This window comes from Ancylobacter vacuolatus, from assembly GCF_030813595.1.
Classification (GTDB): Bacteria; Pseudomonadota; Alphaproteobacteria; order Rhizobiales; family Xanthobacteraceae; genus Ancylobacter; species Ancylobacter vacuolatus.
Genome location: NZ_JAUSUH010000006.1, coordinates 183,210 through 203,001 on the forward strand (window position 1 = coordinate 183,210; position 19,792 = coordinate 203,001).

18 protein-coding genes are annotated in these 19,792 nt (G+C 67.0%); 6 read left to right on the plus strand and 12 right to left on the minus strand.

Annotation, left to right across the window (positions count from 1 at the left end; all coding sequences use genetic code 11):
* Positions 1 to 3 precede the first annotated feature (3 nt).
* The gene (locus tag J2S76_RS14870; RefSeq protein WP_307061458.1) at positions 4 to 366 is read left to right on the plus strand and encodes an MliC family protein; all 363 of its coding nucleotides are present in this window, start codon (positions 4 to 6) and stop codon (positions 364 to 366) included.
* On the opposite strand, the gene J2S76_RS14875 is transcribed toward J2S76_RS14870, so the two are convergent.
* Entirely contained in the window at positions 306 to 827 is a 522-nt protein-coding gene (locus J2S76_RS14875; RefSeq protein ID WP_307061460.1) for an ion channel, read from the minus strand. The genes J2S76_RS14870 and J2S76_RS14875 overlap by 61 nt on opposite strands.
* Before the next feature lie 30 nt (positions 828 to 857).
* On the opposite strand from J2S76_RS14875, the gene J2S76_RS14880 reads away from it, so the two are divergent.
* Entirely contained in the window at positions 858 to 1,703 is an 846-nt protein-coding gene (locus J2S76_RS14880) for a GNAT family N-acetyltransferase (protein ID WP_307061462.1), read from the plus strand.
* Here the strand turns inward: J2S76_RS14880 and J2S76_RS14885 are convergent.
* On the minus strand, positions 1,644 to 2,621 hold the full coding sequence (locus tag J2S76_RS14885; RefSeq protein WP_307061464.1) for a DMT family transporter: 978 nt from the start codon (positions 2,619 to 2,621) through the stop codon (positions 1,644 to 1,646). The genes J2S76_RS14880 and J2S76_RS14885 overlap by 60 nt on opposite strands.
* A gap of 158 nt (positions 2,622 to 2,779) precedes the next feature.
* The gene (locus J2S76_RS14890) at positions 2,780 to 3,679 is read right to left on the minus strand and encodes a VOC family protein (RefSeq protein ID WP_307061466.1); all 900 of its coding nucleotides are present in this window, start codon (positions 3,677 to 3,679) and stop codon (positions 2,780 to 2,782) included.
* Between the two features lie 280 nt (positions 3,680 to 3,959).
* On the opposite strand from J2S76_RS14890, the gene J2S76_RS14895 reads away from it, so the two are divergent.
* From J2S76_RS14895 to J2S76_RS14905, 3 genes are all read left to right on the plus strand, one after another.
* A complete protein-coding gene (locus J2S76_RS14895) occupies positions 3,960 to 5,252 on the plus strand; it encodes an adenylosuccinate synthase (RefSeq protein ID WP_307061468.1) in 1,293 nt (430 codons plus the stop codon).
* A 28-nt stretch (positions 5,253 to 5,280) separates the two neighbouring features.
* The gene (locus J2S76_RS14900; protein ID WP_307061471.1) at positions 5,281 to 6,801 is read left to right on the plus strand and encodes a hypothetical protein; all 1,521 of its coding nucleotides are present in this window, start codon (positions 5,281 to 5,283) and stop codon (positions 6,799 to 6,801) included.
* 210 nt (positions 6,802 to 7,011) lie between these two features.
* Positions 7,012 to 7,140 (plus strand): hypothetical protein, encoded by a 129-nt coding sequence (locus J2S76_RS14905; protein WP_018387641.1) that lies wholly within the window; start codon positions 7,012 to 7,014, stop codon positions 7,138 to 7,140.
* Positions 7,141 to 7,202: 62 nt separating this feature from the next.
* On the opposite strand, the gene sucD is transcribed toward J2S76_RS14905, so the two are convergent.
* The 7 genes from sucD to gcl form a co-directional block, all read right to left on the minus strand.
* Entirely contained in the window at positions 7,203 to 8,099 is an 897-nt protein-coding gene (gene sucD / locus J2S76_RS14910) for a succinate--CoA ligase subunit alpha (RefSeq protein WP_307061474.1), read from the minus strand.
* Positions 8,099 to 9,298 carry an ADP-forming succinate--CoA ligase subunit beta gene (gene sucC, locus J2S76_RS14915; protein ID WP_307061476.1) on the minus strand — a complete coding sequence of 400 codons (1,200 nt, stop codon included), beginning with the start codon at positions 9,296 to 9,298 and terminating at the stop codon, positions 8,099 to 8,101. The genes sucD and sucC overlap by 1 nt, the downstream gene beginning before the upstream one ends.
* 133 nt (positions 9,299 to 9,431) lie before the next feature.
* Positions 9,432 to 10,205 carry a fumarylacetoacetate hydrolase family protein gene (locus J2S76_RS14920; protein WP_307061478.1) on the minus strand — a complete coding sequence of 258 codons (774 nt, stop codon included), beginning with the start codon at positions 10,203 to 10,205 and terminating at the stop codon, positions 9,432 to 9,434.
* Between the two features lie 12 nt (positions 10,206 to 10,217).
* A complete protein-coding gene (locus J2S76_RS14925; RefSeq protein ID WP_018387637.1) occupies positions 10,218 to 11,195 on the minus strand; it encodes a 2-dehydropantoate 2-reductase in 978 nt (325 codons plus the stop codon).
* Between the two features lie 370 nt (positions 11,196 to 11,565).
* On the minus strand, positions 11,566 to 12,456 hold the full coding sequence (locus J2S76_RS14930; protein WP_018387636.1) for a 2-hydroxy-3-oxopropionate reductase: 891 nt from the start codon (positions 12,454 to 12,456) through the stop codon (positions 11,566 to 11,568).
* A gap of 51 nt (positions 12,457 to 12,507) precedes the next feature.
* A complete protein-coding gene (gene otnI / locus J2S76_RS14935) occupies positions 12,508 to 13,293 on the minus strand; it encodes a 2-oxo-tetronate isomerase (RefSeq protein WP_307061480.1) in 786 nt (261 codons plus the stop codon).
* A 184-nt stretch (positions 13,294 to 13,477) separates the two neighbouring features.
* Complete coding sequence (gene gcl / locus J2S76_RS14940; RefSeq protein WP_307061482.1) at positions 13,478 to 15,241, minus strand: glyoxylate carboligase; 1,764 nt, start codon at positions 15,239 to 15,241, stop codon at positions 13,478 to 13,480.
* 383 nt (positions 15,242 to 15,624) lie between these two features.
* Here gcl and J2S76_RS14945 point away from each other — a divergent pair, with 383 nt between their 5' ends.
* Positions 15,625 to 16,443 carry an IclR family transcriptional regulator gene (locus J2S76_RS14945; RefSeq protein ID WP_307061483.1) on the plus strand — a complete coding sequence of 273 codons (819 nt, stop codon included), beginning with the start codon at positions 15,625 to 15,627 and terminating at the stop codon, positions 16,441 to 16,443.
* 347 nt (positions 16,444 to 16,790) lie between these two features.
* On the opposite strand, the gene frc (J2S76_RS14950) is transcribed toward J2S76_RS14945, so the two are convergent.
* Both frc (J2S76_RS14950) and frc (J2S76_RS14955) read right to left on the minus strand, forming a co-directional pair.
* Entirely contained in the window at positions 16,791 to 18,041 is a 1,251-nt protein-coding gene (gene frc / locus J2S76_RS14950) for a formyl-CoA transferase (RefSeq protein ID WP_307061485.1), read from the minus strand.
* 419 nt (positions 18,042 to 18,460) lie between these two features.
* On the minus strand, positions 18,461 to 19,738 hold the full coding sequence (gene frc, locus J2S76_RS14955) for a formyl-CoA transferase (protein WP_018387630.1): 1,278 nt from the start codon (positions 19,736 to 19,738) through the stop codon (positions 18,461 to 18,463).
* Positions 19,739 to 19,792: the final 54 nt, after the last annotated feature.

The window sequence follows — 19,792 nt, forward strand, 5'->3', positions numbered from 1 at the left end:
GCCATGACAACGCGCAACGCCTTCCTTGCCGCCCTCTTTCTCGCCGCGCTGCCCGGTGCCGCGCGGGCGGGGGAGATCGTCATTCCCCTGCCGGCCGGCGCCACGCCCGAGACGATCACGGCGCATTACGACTGCGGCGCCTTCGGCCCTGTCGCGGCGCGCTATTTCAACGCGCCGCCGGTGGCGCTGGCGAGCCTGTCGTTCAAGGGCGAGTTCCTGGTGGTGTCGAATGTCATCGCCGCCTCGGGCGCGCGCTACGCCGGCGGAAAATACATCTGGTGGACCAAGGGCAGCGGTGCCGACCTCTATGACGTGACCTTGGGCGAGGGCGCGGCGCCGGTGGCCTCCTGCACCTCGTCCTCGTGATCACCGTCGGCCTTGTGCACGGCGCGCTTGCGCGGCGGACGGCGCACCTCCGGCAGATGCTGCTGGATGACCAGCAGCAGCAGCGCGGTGGTCCAGCCGAACATCATGATGCCGCTGCCCGCCGTCATCGGGCCGATCAGGCGCGTCGCGGTCTGCTGCCCGGCATCGCCGAAGCCGAGCGCGGTGTAGTTGACGAAGGCGGAGTAATAGGCGTCGTTGTGGTCGGAAACGAGACCCTTGGCCGCATAGACGACGGCCCAGATGCCGACCTCGACGAGATGGGCGACGAGCAGCAGCACGTTGGCGACGAGGAGTGCCAGCAGCAGGCGCATCCGAGGATGACGCTTGAATACCTGATCATAGGCGCCGGAGCAGTCGATGAGAATATACGTCGCCATCAGATGAACCAGCATCACCAGCAGCATCATGGAGATGCCGAGGCCGATTTCCTCGAAGATCATCGTCGTCTCCCGGGGGCGGAGGAGGAGTGAATGCCGGCGGATATAAGCATTCGCGCGCTTAACACGGCGGAAATCGGGCTGGCGGTGGAGTGGGCGGCGGCGGAGGGCTGGAACCCCGGCCACGCCGACGCGGCCTGCTTCGCCACGGTGGACGCGGATGGCTTTCGGGTGGCGGAGGTGGACGGCGCCCCGGCGGCGGTGATCTCGGTGGTCAATTACGACGCGCGCTTTGCCTTTCTCGGCTTCTACATCGTGCGGCCGGACCTGCGCGGGCAGGGCATCGGCCTGCGCCTCTGGCAGGCGGGGCTCGCCCATGCCGGGGAACGCACCATCGGGCTCGATGGCGTGCCGGCGCAGCAGGCCAATTATATCAGGCAGGGCTTCGTCTTCGCCCATCGCAACATCCGCTTTGCCGGCGTGCCGGGGCCGGGGGAGATGGGGGAGACGGTCGATCTCGCGGAAATTCCGTTCCAAGAGGTGGCGGCCAGCGATGCGCGGGTGTTTCCCGCGCCCCGTGCCGCCTTCCTCAAGGCCTGGATCGCCGCCCCCGGCCATGCCGGGCGGGCGGTGATGCGCGCGGGGCGTCTCAAAGGCTGGGGCGTGGTGCGGCCCGCGCGGACGGGGTGGAAGATCGGCCCGCTGATCGCCGAGGATCCGGAGACGGCGGATGTGCTGTTTCGGGCGCTGCGCGCAGAGGCGGGGGAGGCGCCTGTTGTGCTCGACGTACCGGAGCCTCATGCCGAGGCGCTGGCGCTGGCGCTGGCCCGGCGGCACGGCCTTTCACCGGTTTTCGAGACCGCGCGAATGTATCGCGGCTCACTCCGCCCGGCGACGCTGCAGCCGCTCTTCGGCGTCACCAGCTTCGAGCTCGGCTGAGGCCGAGCCGGCCCTTGGGCGGCCGGTCTTCGGCGCCCACAGCGTGGCGATGACGACGCCCGCCAGCACCAGCGCATAGCCCGCCGCGTGGTAGAGATGCGGGCGCTCGCCCAGAAACACGATGGCCAGCGCCGAGCCGAACACCGGCATCAGATGAAAGAACGGCGCGGCACGGTTCGGTCCGACCAGCTGGATGCCGCGGTTGAAGAACAGATAGGCCAGCACCGAGGGGAACAGCGCGACATAGACGATGGCGGTCAGCGCCTTGGCGTCAAAGACGAGCGGAGGGCTCACCAGACGCTCGGCGACGAAAAGCGGGGTCAGCAGCACCACGCCCACGGTGAGGAGAAAGCCGAGGAACCCCAGCTGGGAAAAGGCCGGCCGGCGCGCCAGCAGCGAGGAATAGGCGCCATAGACGATCATCGCGGCGATCAGCCAGAGATCGCCCTCGTTGAACTCGATGTTCACCAGAACCGCCGGGTCGCCCCGGCAGATGATGGTGAGCACACCGAGCAGCGACAGGCCGATGCCGCATGCCTGGCCGATTGAGAGCCGTTCACCATTGAGGATGAGCGACCAGAAGGCGATGAGCAGCGGGCCCGTCGACTGGATCAGCAGGGCGTTGAGCGCCGGGGTGAACTCCAGTGCATGGTACTGCATGGTGTTGAAGACGGTGATGCCGGCCAGCGACAGCAGGCCAACCAGCTTCCAGTGCCGGCGCATCAGCGGCCAGTCCGCCCGCATGTCCCGCCACGCGAAGGGCAGGAGAATCAGCACCGCCAGCGCCCAGCGCATCCAGCCCAGGCTCGCCGGCGGCACATGCCCGGCGACATGGCGGCCCATCACGATGTTCCCCGCCCAGAACAGCGAGACGAGGGTGAGCAGCAGATAGGGCGCGTCGAACAGGCGGCGGAACATGAGCGGGGCCGGGTACGGAACGGGTGGCCCGCCCAGCCTCTAAAGCAATTCGGTCGCCCTGACGCCGCCGGATCGACGGCGCGTCCATGAAATCTTCTGATCCATCCCCGCGCGTCGTCGATGCGTGGGGGCGAAGAGGGGGCGGGGAGTGCCGGGCTTCACGCCCCGGCGCGGATGTGCAGCCTTGTGCCCCAGGGATCGGCGACGGCGAAGCCCTGCGCCAGCGGCGTGATCGTCTCGCCCGCCGCCGCCAGCCGTGCCCGCACCGCCTCGACCGCCGCTGCATCCGGCAGCAGCACCTCGAACTCGACCAGGCCGGTGCTGCCCGAAGGGGCCGGGCCGCCGCCCCGGCTCTGCCAGATGTTCAGCCCCAGATGGTGGTGATAGCCGCCGGCGCTGACGAACAGCGCGCCGGGATAGCGATCGGTGGTCACCGCGAATCCGAGCTGCTCGACATAGAAGCGGCGGGCGCCGGCGAGATCGCCGACCTGCAGATGCACATGGCCGACGCGCGTGCCCTCCGGCATCGGCGCGTCGAGCGGCACGTCCTCGGGGGTGTCGGCCAGCAGCTTGCGCAGGTCCAGCGGCTGGGTCGCCATCTCGACCGTCACATCGTCCCAGCGCCAGTCGCTTTCCGGCCGGTCGCGGTAGATCTCGATGCCATTGCCGTCGGGGTCGTCGAGATAGAGCGCCTCGCTCACCAGATGGTCGGAGGCGCCGAGCCGCACGCCCTTCGCGACCAGCCGGCGCAGCACGATGGCGAGGGCCGGGCGGTCCGGGACCAACAGGGCGACGTGGAACAGGCCGGTGGTGCCGCGCGGGCGCAGGCCGGCACCGGGGGCGCCGACCAGTTCGATCAGCGTTTCGCCGCCGACCCCCAGGCGCAGGCTGCCATCGGCATTGGTGCCGAGAAGCGAAAGCCCCACCGTGCCGGTGTAAAAGGCGGCCGAGTGCGCCGCGTCACGTACGCGCAGGCGCACCGCGCCCATGCGCAGGCCGGCCGGCAGGGTGGGCGCCGGGCTGGCGGAAGGAGGATGGGCGATGGCGGTGCTTGTCATGACGGTTCCTCACGGCGGCGGCATTCGATGCTCCTAAGGTCGTGCAGCACCGGCGCAGCTGCAATCGGCAGATGATTGCAGGCTCGCAATACCGCCCTGCCATTGCCGCCCGGCGGCCTGCAACGTGTGCACCGCATCGCGGGCGGTGCCGGCGTTCTTGCCTCTCCCTGTGTCATCCCTTAAGACGATGCAGCCCCGGTCGGACGTTTCGCCGGGGCTTTGTCTGTGCGCGGGCACGGCACGCCGCCGCACCCCGCCTCGCAATGCAGGAGCGTGGCTCGTGGCGAATGTGGTCGTCGTCGGTTCCCAGTGGGGCGACGAGGGTAAGGGCAAGATTGTCGATTGGCTCAGCGAGCAGGCGGACGTCGTCGTCCGCTTCCAGGGCGGCCATAATGCCGGCCATACGCTGGTCGTCGGCGACAAGACCTACAAATTGTCGCTGCTGCCGTCCGGCGTGGTGCGCGGCGCCCGTCTGTCGATCATCGGCAATGGCGTGGTGCTGGACCCGTGGGCGCTGGTCGACGAGATCACCCGCATCACCGGGCAGGGCATCGAGGTGACGCCCGAGCGGCTGCGCGTGGCGGAGAATGTCGCGCTCATCCTGCCGCTGCACCGCGAGCTGGACGCGATCCGCGAGAACGCTTCCGTCGGCACCAAGATCGGCACCACCAAGCGCGGCATCGGCCCGGCCTATGAGGACAAGGTCGGCCGGCGCGCCATCCGCCTTGTCGACCTCGCCTCGCCCGGCACGCTCGACGGCAAGATCGATCGCCTGCTGGCGCATCACAACGCGCTGCGGCGCGGCCTCGGCATCGAGGAAGTGGACGGCGCCCGGCTGCGCGACGAGCTGACCGAGATCGCGCCGAAGGTTCTGCCCTATATGGACCGTGCCTGGGCGCTGCTCGACGATGAGCGCCGGCGCGGCGCCAAGATCCTGTTCGAGGGCGCGCAGGGCGCGCTGCTCGATGTCGACCACGGCACCTATCCCTTCGTCACCTCGTCCAACACGGTGGCGGCGCAGGCGGCCACCGGCTCCGGCCTCGGGCCGGGCGCTATCGGCTATGTGCTTGGTATCACCAAGGCCTACACCACCCGCGTTGGCGAGGGCCCGTTCCCGACCGAACTGCACGACGACACCGGTCGCCGGATCGGCGAGCGCGGCCGCGAATTCGGCACCGTCACCGGGCGTCCGCGCCGCTGCGGCTGGTTCGACGCGACGCTGGTGCGCCAGACGGTGCGCACGTCAGGCATCAACGGCATCGCGCTGACCAAGCTCGACGTGCTCGACGGCTTTGACGAGCTGAAGATTTGCACGCGCTACCGGCTCGACGGGCAGGAGATCGACTATTTCCCCGCCGGGCAGGACGCCCAGGCGCGGGTGGAGCCGGTCTATGTGAGCATTGAGGGCTGGACCGAATCGACGGCGGGCGCCCGCTCCTGGGCCGACCTGCCGGCCGAGGCGGTCAAGTATGTGCGCCTTATCGAGGAACTGATCGGCTGCCCGGTGGCTTTGCTGTCCACCAGCCCCGAGCGGGATGATACGATTCTCGTGCAGAACCCTTTCGAATCCTGACGTTCCACCCCGGACCCGATCGCTCCCCATGGCCGATTACTACCCGCTCATCGCCCGCGCCATTGGCGGCCTCCCCGACAAGACCGGGGAGTCGCGCAAGGCTGTCTATGAGCGGGCACGGCGGGCGCTTCTCGCCCAGCTGACCGCCGTCGACCCGCCGCTCTCCGAGTCCGATGTCGCCCGCGAGCAGCAGGCGCTGGAGACGGCGATCGGCCGGGTGGAGGCCGAATACGGCACGGGGACGCCGCCGCCACCGGCCAGCCTGCCGCCGGCCCGCCCCCTGAGCCCGCCGCCGGCGGCACCGGTGCCTGCCGCGCCGTATGCTGCCGCGCCGCCCCCGGCCGCCTCCGCGCCGGTGCCCCCGGCGCCCGTGCCCGCGCCGCCCGCCCCGCGGGCGCCGCTGACGGCCTCGCCGCTGCCGCCATCGAATTTTCCCGCTGCCGCGCCCCCCGCCGCCGCTTTCCCGCGTGCGCCGGAGCGGCCGCTGGAGCGTGCCGCCGAGCCGACGACGGGTTTCCATCCGACGGAAGCCGAGGCGGTCGCCGCCGGGCTGGAGCCTCCCCGCAGCGCCGGCGGCTCATCCGACTGGCGCCGCGAAGCCACAAGGCTGGTGCGCGAGCGTGAAGCCGAGGAAGCTGCCCATCAGGGCGAGGAGCCGCCGGCTGACGTGCCCCCCGCCGCCGAGGCGCCGCCCGCGCAAGGCGGACGCGGCCGTCTCGTGGCCGTGCTTGTCTTCGTTCTGCTGCTGATCGCCGGTGGCGTCGTCGGCTATACCCAGCGTGAAACCATTGTCGGGCTGATCAATGGGGCGAGCAGTGGCACCTCCTCGTCCACTGCCAAGGCTCCCGCGACCCCCGCGCCCAGCGATGCGCCCAAATCGACCGACCGAATCGTTCAGGCGGACGATGCCGCCGCCCCGGCGGCGTCGAGCGCGCCGCCTGTCGCCAGCAGCCCTGCCGGCGCCGCCGCGATCGGTGCCGACCAGCGCGCCGTGCTGTTCGAGGAGAGCCCCGGCGGCGGCGAGCAGGGCCTGCAGCAATATGTCGGCACGGTCGAGTGGAGCACGGAGAGCGCCAGCGCCAGCGACGGCCAGCCGGCTGATATTGGCGTGCGGGCGGAAATCTCGATCCCGGCCCGCAATGTCAGCGCCGTCCTGACCTTCCGCCGCAATCAGGATCCCTCGATTCCGGCCTCGCACATTCTCGAAGTGCAGTTCAAGCTGCCGCCCGGCTTCGATCTTGGAAATATTTCCAGCGTGCCGGGCATGCGGGCCAAGGCCTCCGAAGGCGCTCAGGGGGCGCCGCTGGTCGGCCTCGCCGTGCGGGTGGCGCCGAACTATTTCCTGGTCGGCCTGTCCTCGCTGCCGACGGATGTGCAGCGCAATCTCGGCTTCATCATCACCCGTAACTGGCTCGACCTGCCGCTGGTGTTCGAGAATGGCCGCCGCGCCATCCTGGTTCTGGAAAAGGGCGGGGCGGGCGACGAGGCGTTCCGCGAGGCGTTCACGGCCTGGGGCCTGCCGGTCGGTCCGGCGCAGAAGGCCAATTGACGGTTCACGCCTGCTTTTTTGGACGGCTTATCAGGGGGAGCGCCACGCTCCCCCTTTTTTGTTGCGCGCGGTGATCGGCGCTGCGGGCGCCCACTCTTCCGCAGGGGTAATGTCATGCGTTCGGTGCAAGGGTGGTATTTGGCATTAGGTATACCAGAGGTGTCGACCCTTTCGTATGTTGCGTCGCAGCAATCTCGATCGGAGAGGCGCATGTTGCAGTCGGTTTACCCCCTCCTTCCGCTTCTCATCCTCGGCCATGCCCTGATCACCATCCTGGCGGTGGAACTGCTGGGCGAGGAAGAGACGGCGGCATTGGCGCCGGAATGCTACCCGGCCTGACATGTAAAAAGCCCCGCGGCATCGCTGCCACGGGGCTTTGTGTTGCAGGCCTGCCTGAGGGATCAGGCGGCGGCGCGGCCCTTCAGGACCTCGACCAGCGTCTTGCCGAGGCGCGCGGGGGAGGGGGAGACCACGATCCCGGCCTCTTCCATCGCCGCGATCTTGTCCTCGGCGCCGCCCTTGCCGCCGGAAATGATGGCGCCGGCATGGCCCATGCGACGGCCGGGAGGCGCCGTGCGGCCGGCGATGAAGCCGACCATCGGCTTCTTGCGGCCGCGCTTGGCTTCGTCCTTGATGAACTGCGCCGCTTCTTCCTCGGCCGAGCCGCCGATCTCGCCGATCATGACGATCGATTCGGTGGCGTCATCGGCCAGGAACATCTCCAGCATGTCGATGAACTCGGTGCCCTTGACCGGATCGCCGCCAATGCCGACAGCGGTGGTCTGGCCCAGGCCCTCCTGGGAGGTCTGGAACACCGCCTCATAGGTCAGCGTGCCCGAGCGCGAGACGACGCCGACCGAGCCTTTCTTGAAGATGTTGGCCGGCATGATGCCGATCTTGCACTCGCCGGCGGTGACGATGCCGGGGCAGTTGGGGCCGACGAGGCGGGACTTGGAAGCGTCCAGCGCCCGGCGCACCTTCACCATGTCGAGCACCGGAATGCCCTCGGTGATGCAAACGATGAGCGGGATTTCCGCCGCGATCGCCTCGCAGATGGCATCCGCCGCGCCCGGGGGCGGGACATAGATCACCGAGGCATCGGCGCCGGTCTTCTCGCGCGCTTCGGCGACGGTGTCGAACACCGGCAGGCCGAGATGGACCGAGCCACCCTTGCCCGGCGAGGTGCCGCCGACCACCTGCGAGCCATAGGCCATGGCCTGCTCGGAGTGGAAGGTGCCGTTCTTGCCGGTGAAGCCCTGGGTGATGATCTTGGTGTTCTTGTTGATGAGAATGGACATCAGGCGGCTCCCTGCACAGCCTTGACGATCTTCTGGGCGGCGTCGTCGAGGTCGTCCGCCGGGATGACGTTCAGGCCGCTCTCGCGGATGATGGTCTTGCCTTCCTCGACATTGGTGCCTTCGAGGCGCACCACCAGCGGAACCTTGAGCCCGACCGTCTTCACCGCGGCGATGACGCCGCGCGCGATGACGTCGCACTTCATGATGCCGCCGAAGATGTTGACCAGGATACCCTTCACGCTCGGGTCCGAGGTGATGATCTGGAACGCCGCCGTCACCTTCTCTTCCGTGGCGCCGCCGCCGACGTCGAGGAAGTTGGCGGGCTCTTCGCCGTAGAGCTTGATGATGTCGAGCGTGGCCATGGCCAGGCCCGCGCCGTTGACCATGCAGCCGATCGAGCCGTCGAGCGCGATATAGGCGAGGTCATATTTCGACGCTTCGATTTCCTTGGCGTCTTCCTCGGTCTCGTCGCGCAGGGCGACGACATCGGCATGGCGGTAGAGCGAGTTGGAATCGAAGGAGATCTTGGCGTCGAGGCACTTCAGCTTGCCGTCCTTGGTGACGACCAGCGGGTTGATCTCCAGCATCGCCATGTCCTTGCCGATGAAGGCGGCATAGAGCTTGGAGACGATGTCGCCCGCCTGCTTGGCGAGGTCGCCGGTGAGGCCGAGCGCCTGGGCGACGGTACGGCCGTGATGGGGCATCACGCCGGTGGCCGGGTCGATCGAGAAGGTGTGGATCTTCTCAGGGGTCGAGTGGGCGACTTCCTCGATGTCCATGCCGCCTTCGGTGGACACGACGAAGGCGACGCGCGAGGTGGCGCGGTCGACCAGGGCGGAGAGGTAGAACTCCTTCTCGATCTCGGAGCCTTCCTCGATATAGACCCGGTTGACCTGCTTGCCGGCCGGGCCGGTCTGGATGGTCACGAGGGTCTTGCCGAGAATCTGCTTGGCATTGGCGGCGGCCTCGGCGGCGGACTTGACGACGCGCACGCCACCCTTCTCGCCCGCATCGGCTTCCTTGAACTTGCCCTTGCCGCGCCCGCCGGCGTGGATCTGGCTCTTCACCACCCAGACGGGGCCGGCGACCTTGGCCGCTGCGGCGTCCGCCTCGGCGGCGTCGACAATGGCGACGCCATTCGGCACCGGGACCCCGTATTCGCGCAGGACTCCCTTGGCCTGATATTCATGGATGTTCATTAAATCCGCTCCTCCACAACCGGACGGTCGGGAGAGCTGCCGAAGGCTCTCCCGTCGATTGGCGTATCCTATTTCCCTATAGGCGCAGACGCGCCAAGACGCTACTGCGCCGAAACGCAGACACCCTATGCCGCTACTGCACGAATGTGTTGCTGAGCGTCCCGATGCCCTCGATCACGATGTCCACCGTGTTGGTCGGGGCCTTCATCACGCCGACTCCCACCGACGTGCCGCAGCAGATGATGTCGCCGGGGTTCAGCGTCATATCGTGCGAAATGCGGCTCACCAGCTGATGGGCCGAGAACACCATGTCGCTGATCGGGTAGCGCTGGCGCTCGTCGCCATTGAGCACGGTGCAGACGACGAGCGTTGCCGGATCGACATCGGTCGCCACCACGGGCCCGAACGGGCCGAAGCCGTCGAAGCTCTTGGCCCGCACCCATTGGGCGAAGGTGGCGTCCTTGTTGATGATGTCGGCGGCGGTGATGTCGTTGACGCAGGTGTAGCCGAAGATGTACGCGCCGGCCTCGTCCTCGGAGACGGCGGTTGCCTTCTTGCCGATGACGATGCCGAGTTCGCCCTCATAGACGACCTTGCCGTCATAGGAGGCCGGCCGGTGCACGGTGGCGCCCGGATTGGTGAGGCAGGAGCTGGCTTTCAGCAGATAGAGCGGATCGGCCGGAACGGGCGAATTAAGCTTCGCCGCCAGGGCATGGAAGTTGTTCCACAGCGCGATGATCTTGGTCGGCTCCGTCGGGGCGAGGAGATCGACCTCGGAGAGCGCGATGCGCTCTCCGGTCGGCGTGGCGCCATTGAACATGTCGCCGCTGTGGACGGTGATGGTATTGCCCTCAAGCGTGCCGAAGCCGGCAGCGCCCGAGCGCTGGTAACGAACCCAGTGTGCCATGTGTCGCCGAACTCAGTTGTAGCAGCCGGCGATCTGCGCGCGCTGGCGAACCAGGGCGAGCACGACGTCGAGGGTCGGGGTCGGAATTCCGGCGAGGCGGCCCATTTCCTGGACCACTGTCACCAGCGCGTCGATCTCCATGGCGCGGGACCGTTCGAGATCCTGCAGCATCGAGGTCTTGTGCGCGCCGACCGCGCCCGCGCCATCGATGCGGCGCTCGACGCCGACGCGGAAGTTCACGCCGGACTGGACGGCGATTTCCTGCGCCTCAAGCATCATCGCCTTGGCCACGGCGCGGGTGCCGGGATCGGAGGCGATCACGTCGAGCGTGGCGTGGGTGAGGGCGCTGATCGGGTTGAAGCAGAGATTGCCCCACAGCTTCAGCCACAGCTCGTCGCGGATGTTGGGCAGGACGGGCGCGCGCATGCCGCCGGCCGCGAAGGCCTCCGACAGCTTGGTGGCGCGCTCGGTGATCTCGCCGGAGGGCTCGCCCAGCGGGAACTTGTCGCCATAGACGTGCTTGATGACGCCCGGCTCGACCACTTCGGTGGCGGGATAGACGATGCAGCCGATGGCGCGTTCGGGGCGCAGGCCGGCCCACTGCTTGCCACCGGGATCGACGCTCTCCAGCGTCTTGTTCTCCAGATGGTCGCCATGCTTATAATAGTACCAGTAGGGCACGCCGTTGACGGCGGTGACCACGGCGGTGTCGTTGCCCAGCAGCGGCTGCATGGCATCGACCACGCCCGGCACCGAATGGGCCTTGAGGGCGACGATGACATAGTCCTGCGGGCCAAGCTCGGCCGGGTTGTCGGAGCAGGGAATGTGCTCGACACGCTCCTCGCCGTCGATGAGCAGCTTGAGGCCGTTCTTCTTCATGGCCTCGAGATGGGCGCCACGGGCAACGAGGCTGACATCGACGCCCGCCCGCTTGAGCTGAACACCGACATAACCGCCGATCGCGCCGGCACCATAGATGCAGACCTTCATGGGACTCCCTCCTATATCCAGGCTACCCCCGCGGTGCCCGGATTTTGTTTGGTATTTTGTATGCCATGATTAGGTGCGATGAGCCCCTAGTCAAGAGCGAAGGCACGGGCGTGATAAAACGTCGCGCATGTTTAGCCGCTTCGCATTTCCTCGCGGGGCGTGTTTGCGACGTGTCACTTAAGTTACTTCGCGAGGGACCGGCTTGTCCACGGTGTATAGGCCAGAACAATTGTCTGAATGAATACGCAAAAGACGGCGCGGGGTGCCGCGTTTCACTGGCCGGACAGCATTGCTTACTTTTCTCGCCACAAACAGTTCGGGGGCGCCAAGCGCCCCCGAAGGTCGTTCTGAATTATGAATTCAGATGGTGTCACGCATCCGGCGCGACGGTGTGATTTGCCATCAGTTCCAAAGCCTTGACCAGGGCGGAGTGATCCCAGGCCGAGCCGCCATTGGCGGCGCAGGTGCTGAAAAGCTGCTGCGCCAGCGCGGTCGAGGGCAGCGCCATCTGCATCTGACGCGCGCCGTTCAGGGCGAGGTTCAGGTCCTTCTGGTGCAGCTCGATGCGGAAGCCCGGGTTGAAGGTGCGGTTGATCATCCGCTCGCCATGGACTTCCAGGATGCGCGAATTGGCGAATCCGCCCATCAGCGCCTGGCGCACCTTGGCCGGGTCCGCACCCGCCTTGGAGGCGAACAGCAGCGCCTCGCCGACGGCGAGGATGTTCAGCGCGACGATGATCTGGTTGGCGACCTTGGTGGTCTGGCCATCGCCATTGCCGCCGACGAGGGTGATGTTCTTGCCCATCTTCTCGAACAGCGGCTTCACCGTGGCGAAGGCGCCCTCGGGGCCGCCGACCATGATGGTGAGCGAGGCGGCCTTGGCGCCGACTTCGCCGCCCGATACCGGGGCGTCGAGATAGTCACAGCCGAGCTCGTTGATCTTCTTGGCGAACTCCTTGGTCTCGACCGGAGCGATCGAGCTCATGTCGACGACGATCTTGCCGGCCGAGAGGCCAGCCGCGATGCCGTTCTCGCCGAACAGGGCGGCGGCGACATGCGGGGTATCCGGCACCATGGTGATGATGATGTCGGCGTTCTTGGCGACTTCCGTGCCGCTGGCGCAGGCGACGCCGCCCTTGCCCGTCAGCTCGGCCGGGACCGGCTTGACGTCATAGAGATAGAGCGTGTGGCCGGCGTCGATGAGATGACCGGCCATGGGCGCGCCCATGATGCCGAGACCGACAAATCCAACATTCGCCATCGTCTTATCCTCGTTTTCCCAGACGTATTCGGTTTCTTGACCGCCGCGGCCTCACGCCACGCCGGCGAGTTCCTTGAGCCAGCCGAGGCCCGCCCCGGTCTCGCCCTTCGGCTTGTATTCGCAGCCCACCCAGCCCTCGTAGCCGATGGCGTCGAGATGGCGGAACAGGAAGGGGTAGTTGATCTCGCCGGTGCCGGGCTCGTTACGGCCGGGATTGTCGGCAAGCTGGATATGCGCGATCTGGGCGAGGTTCGCCTCGATGGTGCGGGCGAGATCGCCCTCCATGATCTGCATGTGGTAGATGTCGTACTGAATGAAGAGGTTGTCGGAACCGACCTCTTCGATGATCGCCTTCGCCTGCTTGGTGTAGTTGAGGAAGAAGCCGGGGATGTCGCGCGTGTTGATCGGCTCGATCAGCAGCTTGAGGCCGGCTTCCTTGATCTTCGGCGCGGCGAACTTCAGATTGTTGACGAAGGTGTTGTGCAGCACCTCGCGGTCCGCCCCGGCGGGCACGATGCCGGCGAGGATGTTGACCTGCGGGCAGCCCAGAGCGGTGGCGTAGGTGATCGCCTTGTCGACGCCGGCACGGAACTCGTCGACGCGCTCGGGAAGGATGGCGATGCCGCGCTCGCCGCCGCCCCAATTGCCGGCGGGCAGATTGTGCAGCACCTGCTTGAGGTTGTTGGCCTTCAGCTTGGCGACCAGTTCCTCGACCGGAAAATCATAGGGGAACAGGTATTCGACGCCGGTGAAGCCGGCGGCGGCGGCCTTCTCGAAACGATCGAGGAAGGGCACCTCGTTGAACAGCATGGTGAGATTGGCGGCAAAACGGGGCATGGACCGCTCCTAGGGCATTCGGAAGATGGACTGGCTCCCTCTCCCCGGCGGGGAGAGGGGTGGGGTGAGGGGGGCTACCGCAGCGCGGAGGCTTTCCCCTCACCCGCCGCTACGCGGCGACCTCTCCCCAACGGGGAGAGGAAAGTAAAGGCTAATCGGTTCGCGCATGAGCGCGAAACCACTCTCAGGCCTTGGCGGCGCCTTCCAGCGGCAGGTCGAGCACGTCCTCGAACTCGTTCACCGCGTCGATCTCGGTGCCCATGGCGATGTTGGTGACGCGCTCGAGGATGAACTCCATCACGACAGGCACCTGGTGCTCCTGCATCAGCGCCTTGGCGCGGACGAAGGCGTCCTTGAACTCGTTCGGCGAGGAGACGCGGACCGCCTTGCAGCCGAGACCCTCGGCCACTGCCACATGGTCGACGCCGTAGCCGGCATTTTCCTCGGCATTGATGTTGTCGAAGGCGAGCGAGACTTCAAAGTCCATATTGAAGCCGCGCTGCGCCTGACGGATCAGCCCGAGATAGGAGTTGTTCACCACCACATGGATGTAGGGCAGCTTGTGCTGGGCGCCCACCGCCAGCTCCTCGATGAGGAACTGGAAGTCGTAGTCGCCCGAGAGCGCCACGATCTCCGCATCCGGGTCCGCCGCGCGCACGCCGAGCGCAGCCGGCAGGGTCCAGCCGAGCGGGCCGGCCTGACCGCAATTGATCCAGTTGCGCGGCTTGTAGACATGCAGCATCTGCGCGCCGGCGATCTGGCTGAGGCCGATGGTCGAGACATAGCGGGTGTCGCGGCCGAAGGCCTCGTTCATCTCTTCATAGACGCGCTGGGGCTTCAGCGGCACATTGTCGAAATGTGTCTTGCGCAGCATGGTCTTCTTGCGGTCGAGGCATTCCTTGGCCCAGGCGGAGCGGTCCTTCAGCTTGCCGGCGGCCTTGTATTCGCGGGCGACGTCGAGGAACAGGTCGAGCGCGGCGCCGGCATCGGAGACGATGCCGAGATCGGGCCCGAAGACGCGGCCGATCTGGGTCGGCTCGATGTCGACGTGAATGAACTTGCGGCCCTTGGTGTAGACCTCGACCGAGCCGGTGTGGCGGTTCGCCCAGCGATTGCCGATGCCGAACACGAAGTCCGAGGCCAGCATGTTGGCGTTGCCATAGCGGTGCGAGGTCTGCAGGCCGCACATGCCGGCCATGAGGTCGTGGTCGTCAGGGATGGTGCCCCAGCCCATCAGGGTCGGGATCACGGGCACGCCGGTCAGCTCGGCGAACTCGACCAGCTTGTCGGAGGCGTCCGCATTGATGATGCCGCCGCCCGAGACGATGAGCGGGCGCTCGGCCTCGTTCAGCATGGCCAGCGCCTTCTCGGCCTGCTTGCGCGTGGCCTTGGGCTTGTAGACTTCGAGCGGGGAATAGGTCTCCTCGTCGAACTCGATCTCGGCCAGCTGCACGTCGATCGGCAGGTCGATCAGCACCGGGCCGGGGCGGCCCGAGCGCATGACGTGAAAGGCCTGCTGAAACACCATCGGCACCAGCGCGGGCTCGCGCACCAGCACCGCCCATTTGGCGACCGGCTTGGCGATGGATTCGATGTCGACCGCCTGGAAGTCTTCCTTGTAGAGCCGCGCGCGCGGGGCCTGGCCGGTGATGCACAGGATCGGGATCGAATCGGCCGAGGCGGAATAGAGGCCCGTGATCATGTCGGTGCCGGCCGGGCCTGATGTGCCGATGCACACGCCGATATTGCCGGCCTTGGCGCGGGTGTAACCTTCGGCCATGTGGGACGCGGCCTCGACATGGCGCGCAAGGATGTGGCGCGTCTGGCCATAGGCGCGCATCGCGGAATAAAGCGGATTGATCGCGGCACCGGGCACGCCAAAGGCGGTGGTAACGCCCTCCATTGCGAGAATCCGGATCGCGGCATCGACGGCACGCATCTTGGCCATGGCAGTTCCTCCTCGTGTCGTCGGCTGGCGGGGGCTCGCCCCTCGCGGGGCTGGCGGCGCCCGGCACCGGCCTTTCCGACCTGTTCAAAACGTTTGTCCGGCTGCCGCGCGCCTCATCCGGCGCCGGGTTCAGGGAACCGGGCGCATGCTGCGGAGCGGCATCATTCTTTCCGCACTGCGGAATGAATTTCCGAAATCGCGGAAAACATGCCACGCCGGAGCTATTTCCGCAATACGGGATGTATTTCTGGTTTGCGAAAAATATGCGGATGCGCCTTTATGCGCAGACGCGACGCGGCCGGGCGGTGGCATAAGATGGGTCGCCTGGGCAGTTGGGGCAGGGCCGAGCGTTCGCGCCCGCCATTTTCGGAGGTGATCTGCGGATGAACCAGGATGTTCCGACCGTGCGCCGCCGCGGCCGCCCCTCCTCCGCCACCGGCACCGAGGGCGGCGGCGAGGTGCAGTCGCTCGACCGCGCCATCGCGCTCTTGGAGGTGTTGGCCCTCTCCGACGGGCTGACGCTGAGCGAGGTGGCGCGTGCCGCCGAGCTGCCGACCTCCACCGTGCACCGCTTGCTGACGACGCTGGAGCGGCGCGGGCTGGTCGGCCACGACGCCGCGACGGGGCTGTGGATGGTCGGCATCGGCCTGTTCCGCGTCGGCTCGGCTTACTTGCGCATCCGCAAGCTGCCGGAGATCGCGCGCTCGCTGCTGCGCGAGCTGTCGCATGGGGTGAACGAGACGGTGAATCTGTCGCTGATCGAGGGACCGCATCTGGTCTGCGTCGCGCAGGTGGAGAGCCACGCGGCGGTGCGCGCCTTCTTCCGCATCGGCGGCGACCTGCCGATCCACGCCTCGGGCGGCGGTAAGGCCATTCTCTCCGCAATGAACCCGGAGGCGCGGCGCGCCTGGCTGGGCGGCGACCAGCTGCAGCGCTTCACCGAGCACACCCATGTCAGCCGGCGCGCTTTGCAGGCGGACCTCGCCGAGATCGCCGAGCGCGGCTTTTCCATCGACGATGAGGAGCACACGCCGGGCATGCGCTGTGTGGCGGCGGCGGTGCTGGACGAATGGCGCGAGCCGGTGGGAGCGATCTCGATCTCCGCCCCGACCGTGCGCATGCCGCCCGAGCGCATCGCCGATCTCGGCGCCCGCGTGCGCGAGGCGGCGCGGCGGCTGACGACGCAGTATTCCGGGCGGTAAGGTTCCCTTCGAACAGCCGTCATCCGGGACGAAGGCGCAGCCTTCGAGCCTGGATCGTGCGCAGCATGAGCACTCTCTTTTAGACGATCCCGGATAGGGCCTGCCGGCCCTTCCGGGATGACGACCTGCGTGCCGACAAAAAAATGCCGGCGCGGGAAGCGCCGGCACCAGTCGCCTAGGAGGAACCGAACGCGGGGAAGACCCTTCGTTCTGCTCCGGGAGGCTCTGTGGTCCTTCCCCGCTGCCACACAGAGCCGCGCGGCGTGACGGGGAAGGCCGATTGGGTCCCGCGTTGCGGGGAAGGAGCGGCGCGGGCGCCGCTCCGATAGCCGATCAGACCGAGGCGATCAGACCGCCTTGGCGTCGTGCAGGGCGACGATTTCTTCCTGCGAGTAGCCGAGATCGGCGAGCACTTCATTGGTGTGCTGGCCGAGCAGCGGCGAGGCGGTGATCTCGACCTCGACGTCCGAGAACTTGATCGGCGAGCCGACCGTCAGGTACTTGCCGAGCTTGGGATGATCGACCTCGACCACGGTGCCGCTCTTGCGCAGCGACGGGTCGTTGGCGATTTCCTTCATCGACAGCACCGGCGCGCAGGGGATGTCGAACTTGCGCAGGATGTCGATGGCCTCGAACTTCGTCTTGTCGGCGAGCCAGGTCTCGATGAAGGCGAAGATGTCGAAGATCTTGTCCTGACGCGCTTCAGCGGTGTTATAGGCCGCGTCGTCGATCCACTCCGGCTTGCCCAGCGCCTTGCAGATCGGCGCCCAGGCATGGCCCTGAATGGTGAAGTAGATATAGGCGTTGGGATCGGTCTCCCAGCCCTTGCACTTCAGCACCCAGCCCGGCTGGCCACCGCCGCCGGCATTGCCGCCGCGCGGAACGACGTCCGAGAACTCGCCATGCGGGTACTGGGGGTATTCTTCCAGATAGCCGAGAGCGTCGAGGCGCTGCTGGTCGCGCAGCTTGACGCGGCAGAGGTTCAGCACCGAATCCTGCATCGACACGGCGACCTTCTGGCCCTTGCCGGTCTTCACCTTCTGGTGCAGCGCGGTCAGGATGCCGATGGCGAGGTGCATGCCGGTGTTGGAATCGCCGAGAGCGGCGGCCGACACGGTGGGGGGGCCATCCCAGAAGCCGGTGGTGGAGGCGGCGCCGCCCGCGCACTGCGCGACGTTCTCATAGACCTTCAGGTCCTCATAGGCGTGGCCTTCCGAGAAGCCCTTCACCGAGGCGAGGATCATGCCCGGGTTGAGCGACTGGATGTGCTCCCAGGTGAAGCCCATGCGGTCGAGCGCGCCGGGGCCGAAATTCTCGACCATCACGTCCGATTCCTTGATCAGCTTGGTCAGGACTTCCTTGCCCTGCGCCGTCTTGGTGTCGAGCGTCAGCGAACGCTTGTTGGAGTTCAGCATGGTGAAATACAGCGCGTCGGCGTCCTTGACATGACGCAGCTGCGAGCGCGTGACATCGCCCGCGCCGGGGCGCTCGACCTTGATCACGTCGGCGCCGAACCAGGCAAGAAGCTGCGTGCAGGCCGGACCAGCCTGAACGTGCGTGAAATCGATGATCTTAATACCTTCGAGGGGCTTAGACATTGTAGTCGACTTCCCTTTTAGCGTTAACAGTCCGGACGGAGGCTCACCCTGCCGCCGGATTGAGATTTCCCATCCCTCGCGGATGGAAACCGTACTTCTCCCCATGCGCCCCGGCGCCTTGACGGCACCGGCTTGCATCTCCCAGGGGGTGATCGACTTCGGAACGACTCACGACTTCTTCTCGTCCACCCTGGCCTCACACGCCGCCGGGCATCGACGCGGATCGCGCCCGCCGCCCGGCGAAATGTCTGTTTGCGGATTGCCGCCGCGGCGTGCCGCGCGGCGCCCGTGTCTTTCGTTAGGAGGGCGGAGGCGCTGAAGCGCGTCCGCCTTTTCTTCCCGCCGCCGGGAGGCTCCCGTCTCGCCGACGGCCGGGAGACCCGGCCGCGTACCGTTTGCGCCGCCCGAGGGCGGCAATCTCACTCGGCCGCCAGCCGCACTGGCTCGCCGACCGCGCCGGAAGCCTTGATGCGGGCGATCTCGTCGCCACCGAGGCCGAGGACACCGGCGAGGATTTCCTCGGTGTGCTCGCCCAGCAGCGGCGAGCGCTCGACCTCGACGTCGTTGTCCGACAGCTTGATCGGGTTGCCGACGGTCAGGTACTTGCCGCGCGTGGGGTGGTCGATCTCCACCAGTGTGCCGGTCGCGTAGAGCGACTGGTCCTCGGCGATCTCCTTCATCGAGAGCACCGGGCCGCAGGGAATGTCGACCTTGTTGAGGATTTCCATCGCCTCGAACTTGGTGTGGGCCATGGTCCACGATTCGACGCGGTGGAAGATCTCGTTGAGATGGGGCAGGCGCGCCGCCGGCGTGGCGTAGTTCGGATCGGTCTTCCAGTCCGGCTCGCCGATGACGTCGCAGATCTTCCCCCAGACCGGGGCCTGGGTGATGAAATAGATGTAGGCGTTGGGATCGGTCTCCCAGCCCTTGCACTTCAGGATGCGCCCGGGCTGGCCGCCACCGGAATCATTGCCGGCGCGCGGCACCGAATCGCCGAAGGGCAGGCCTTCGCCGAACTGGCTGTATTCGCGCAGCGGGCCGCGCTCCAGGCGCTGCTGGTCGCGCATCTTCACGCGGCAGAAATTCAGCACCGCGTCCTGCATGGCGCACAGCACCTTCTGGCCGCGGCCGGTCAGCGTGCGCTGGTAGAGCGCCGTGACGATGCCGAGCGCGAGGTGCAGGCCGGTGCCGGAATCGCCGATCTGGGCGGCGGTGACGAGCGGCAGGCCATCGCGGAAACCCGTGGTCGAGGCCGAGCCGCCGGTGCACTGGGCGACGTTCTCATAGACCTTGCAGTCCTCGAACGGGCCGGGGCCGAAGCCCTTCACCGAGGCGAGGATGATGCGCGGGTTGAGCTCCTGGATGCGCTCCCAGGTGAAGCCCATGCGGTCGAGCGCGCCGGGGGCGAAATTCTCGACCATCACGTCGCAGATCTTCACCAGCTCCTCGAGGACCTTCTTGCCCTCGGGGTTCTTGGTGTCGAGCGTGATGGAGCGCTTGTTGGAGTTCAGCATCGTGAAGTAGAGGCTGTCCGCATTGGGGACATCGCGCAGCTGGGCGCGGGTGACATCACCCTCGCCCGGACGCTCTACCTTGATCACATCGGCCCCGAACCACGCGAGAAGCTGCGTGCAGGTGGGGCCGGACTGAACATGGGTGAAATCGAGGACGCGAACGCCGTCCAATGCCTTGCCCATGGGGTTCCTCTCAAGATGACCCGGCTTTTCGCCGTTGTGTCGTTGTTACTTAGG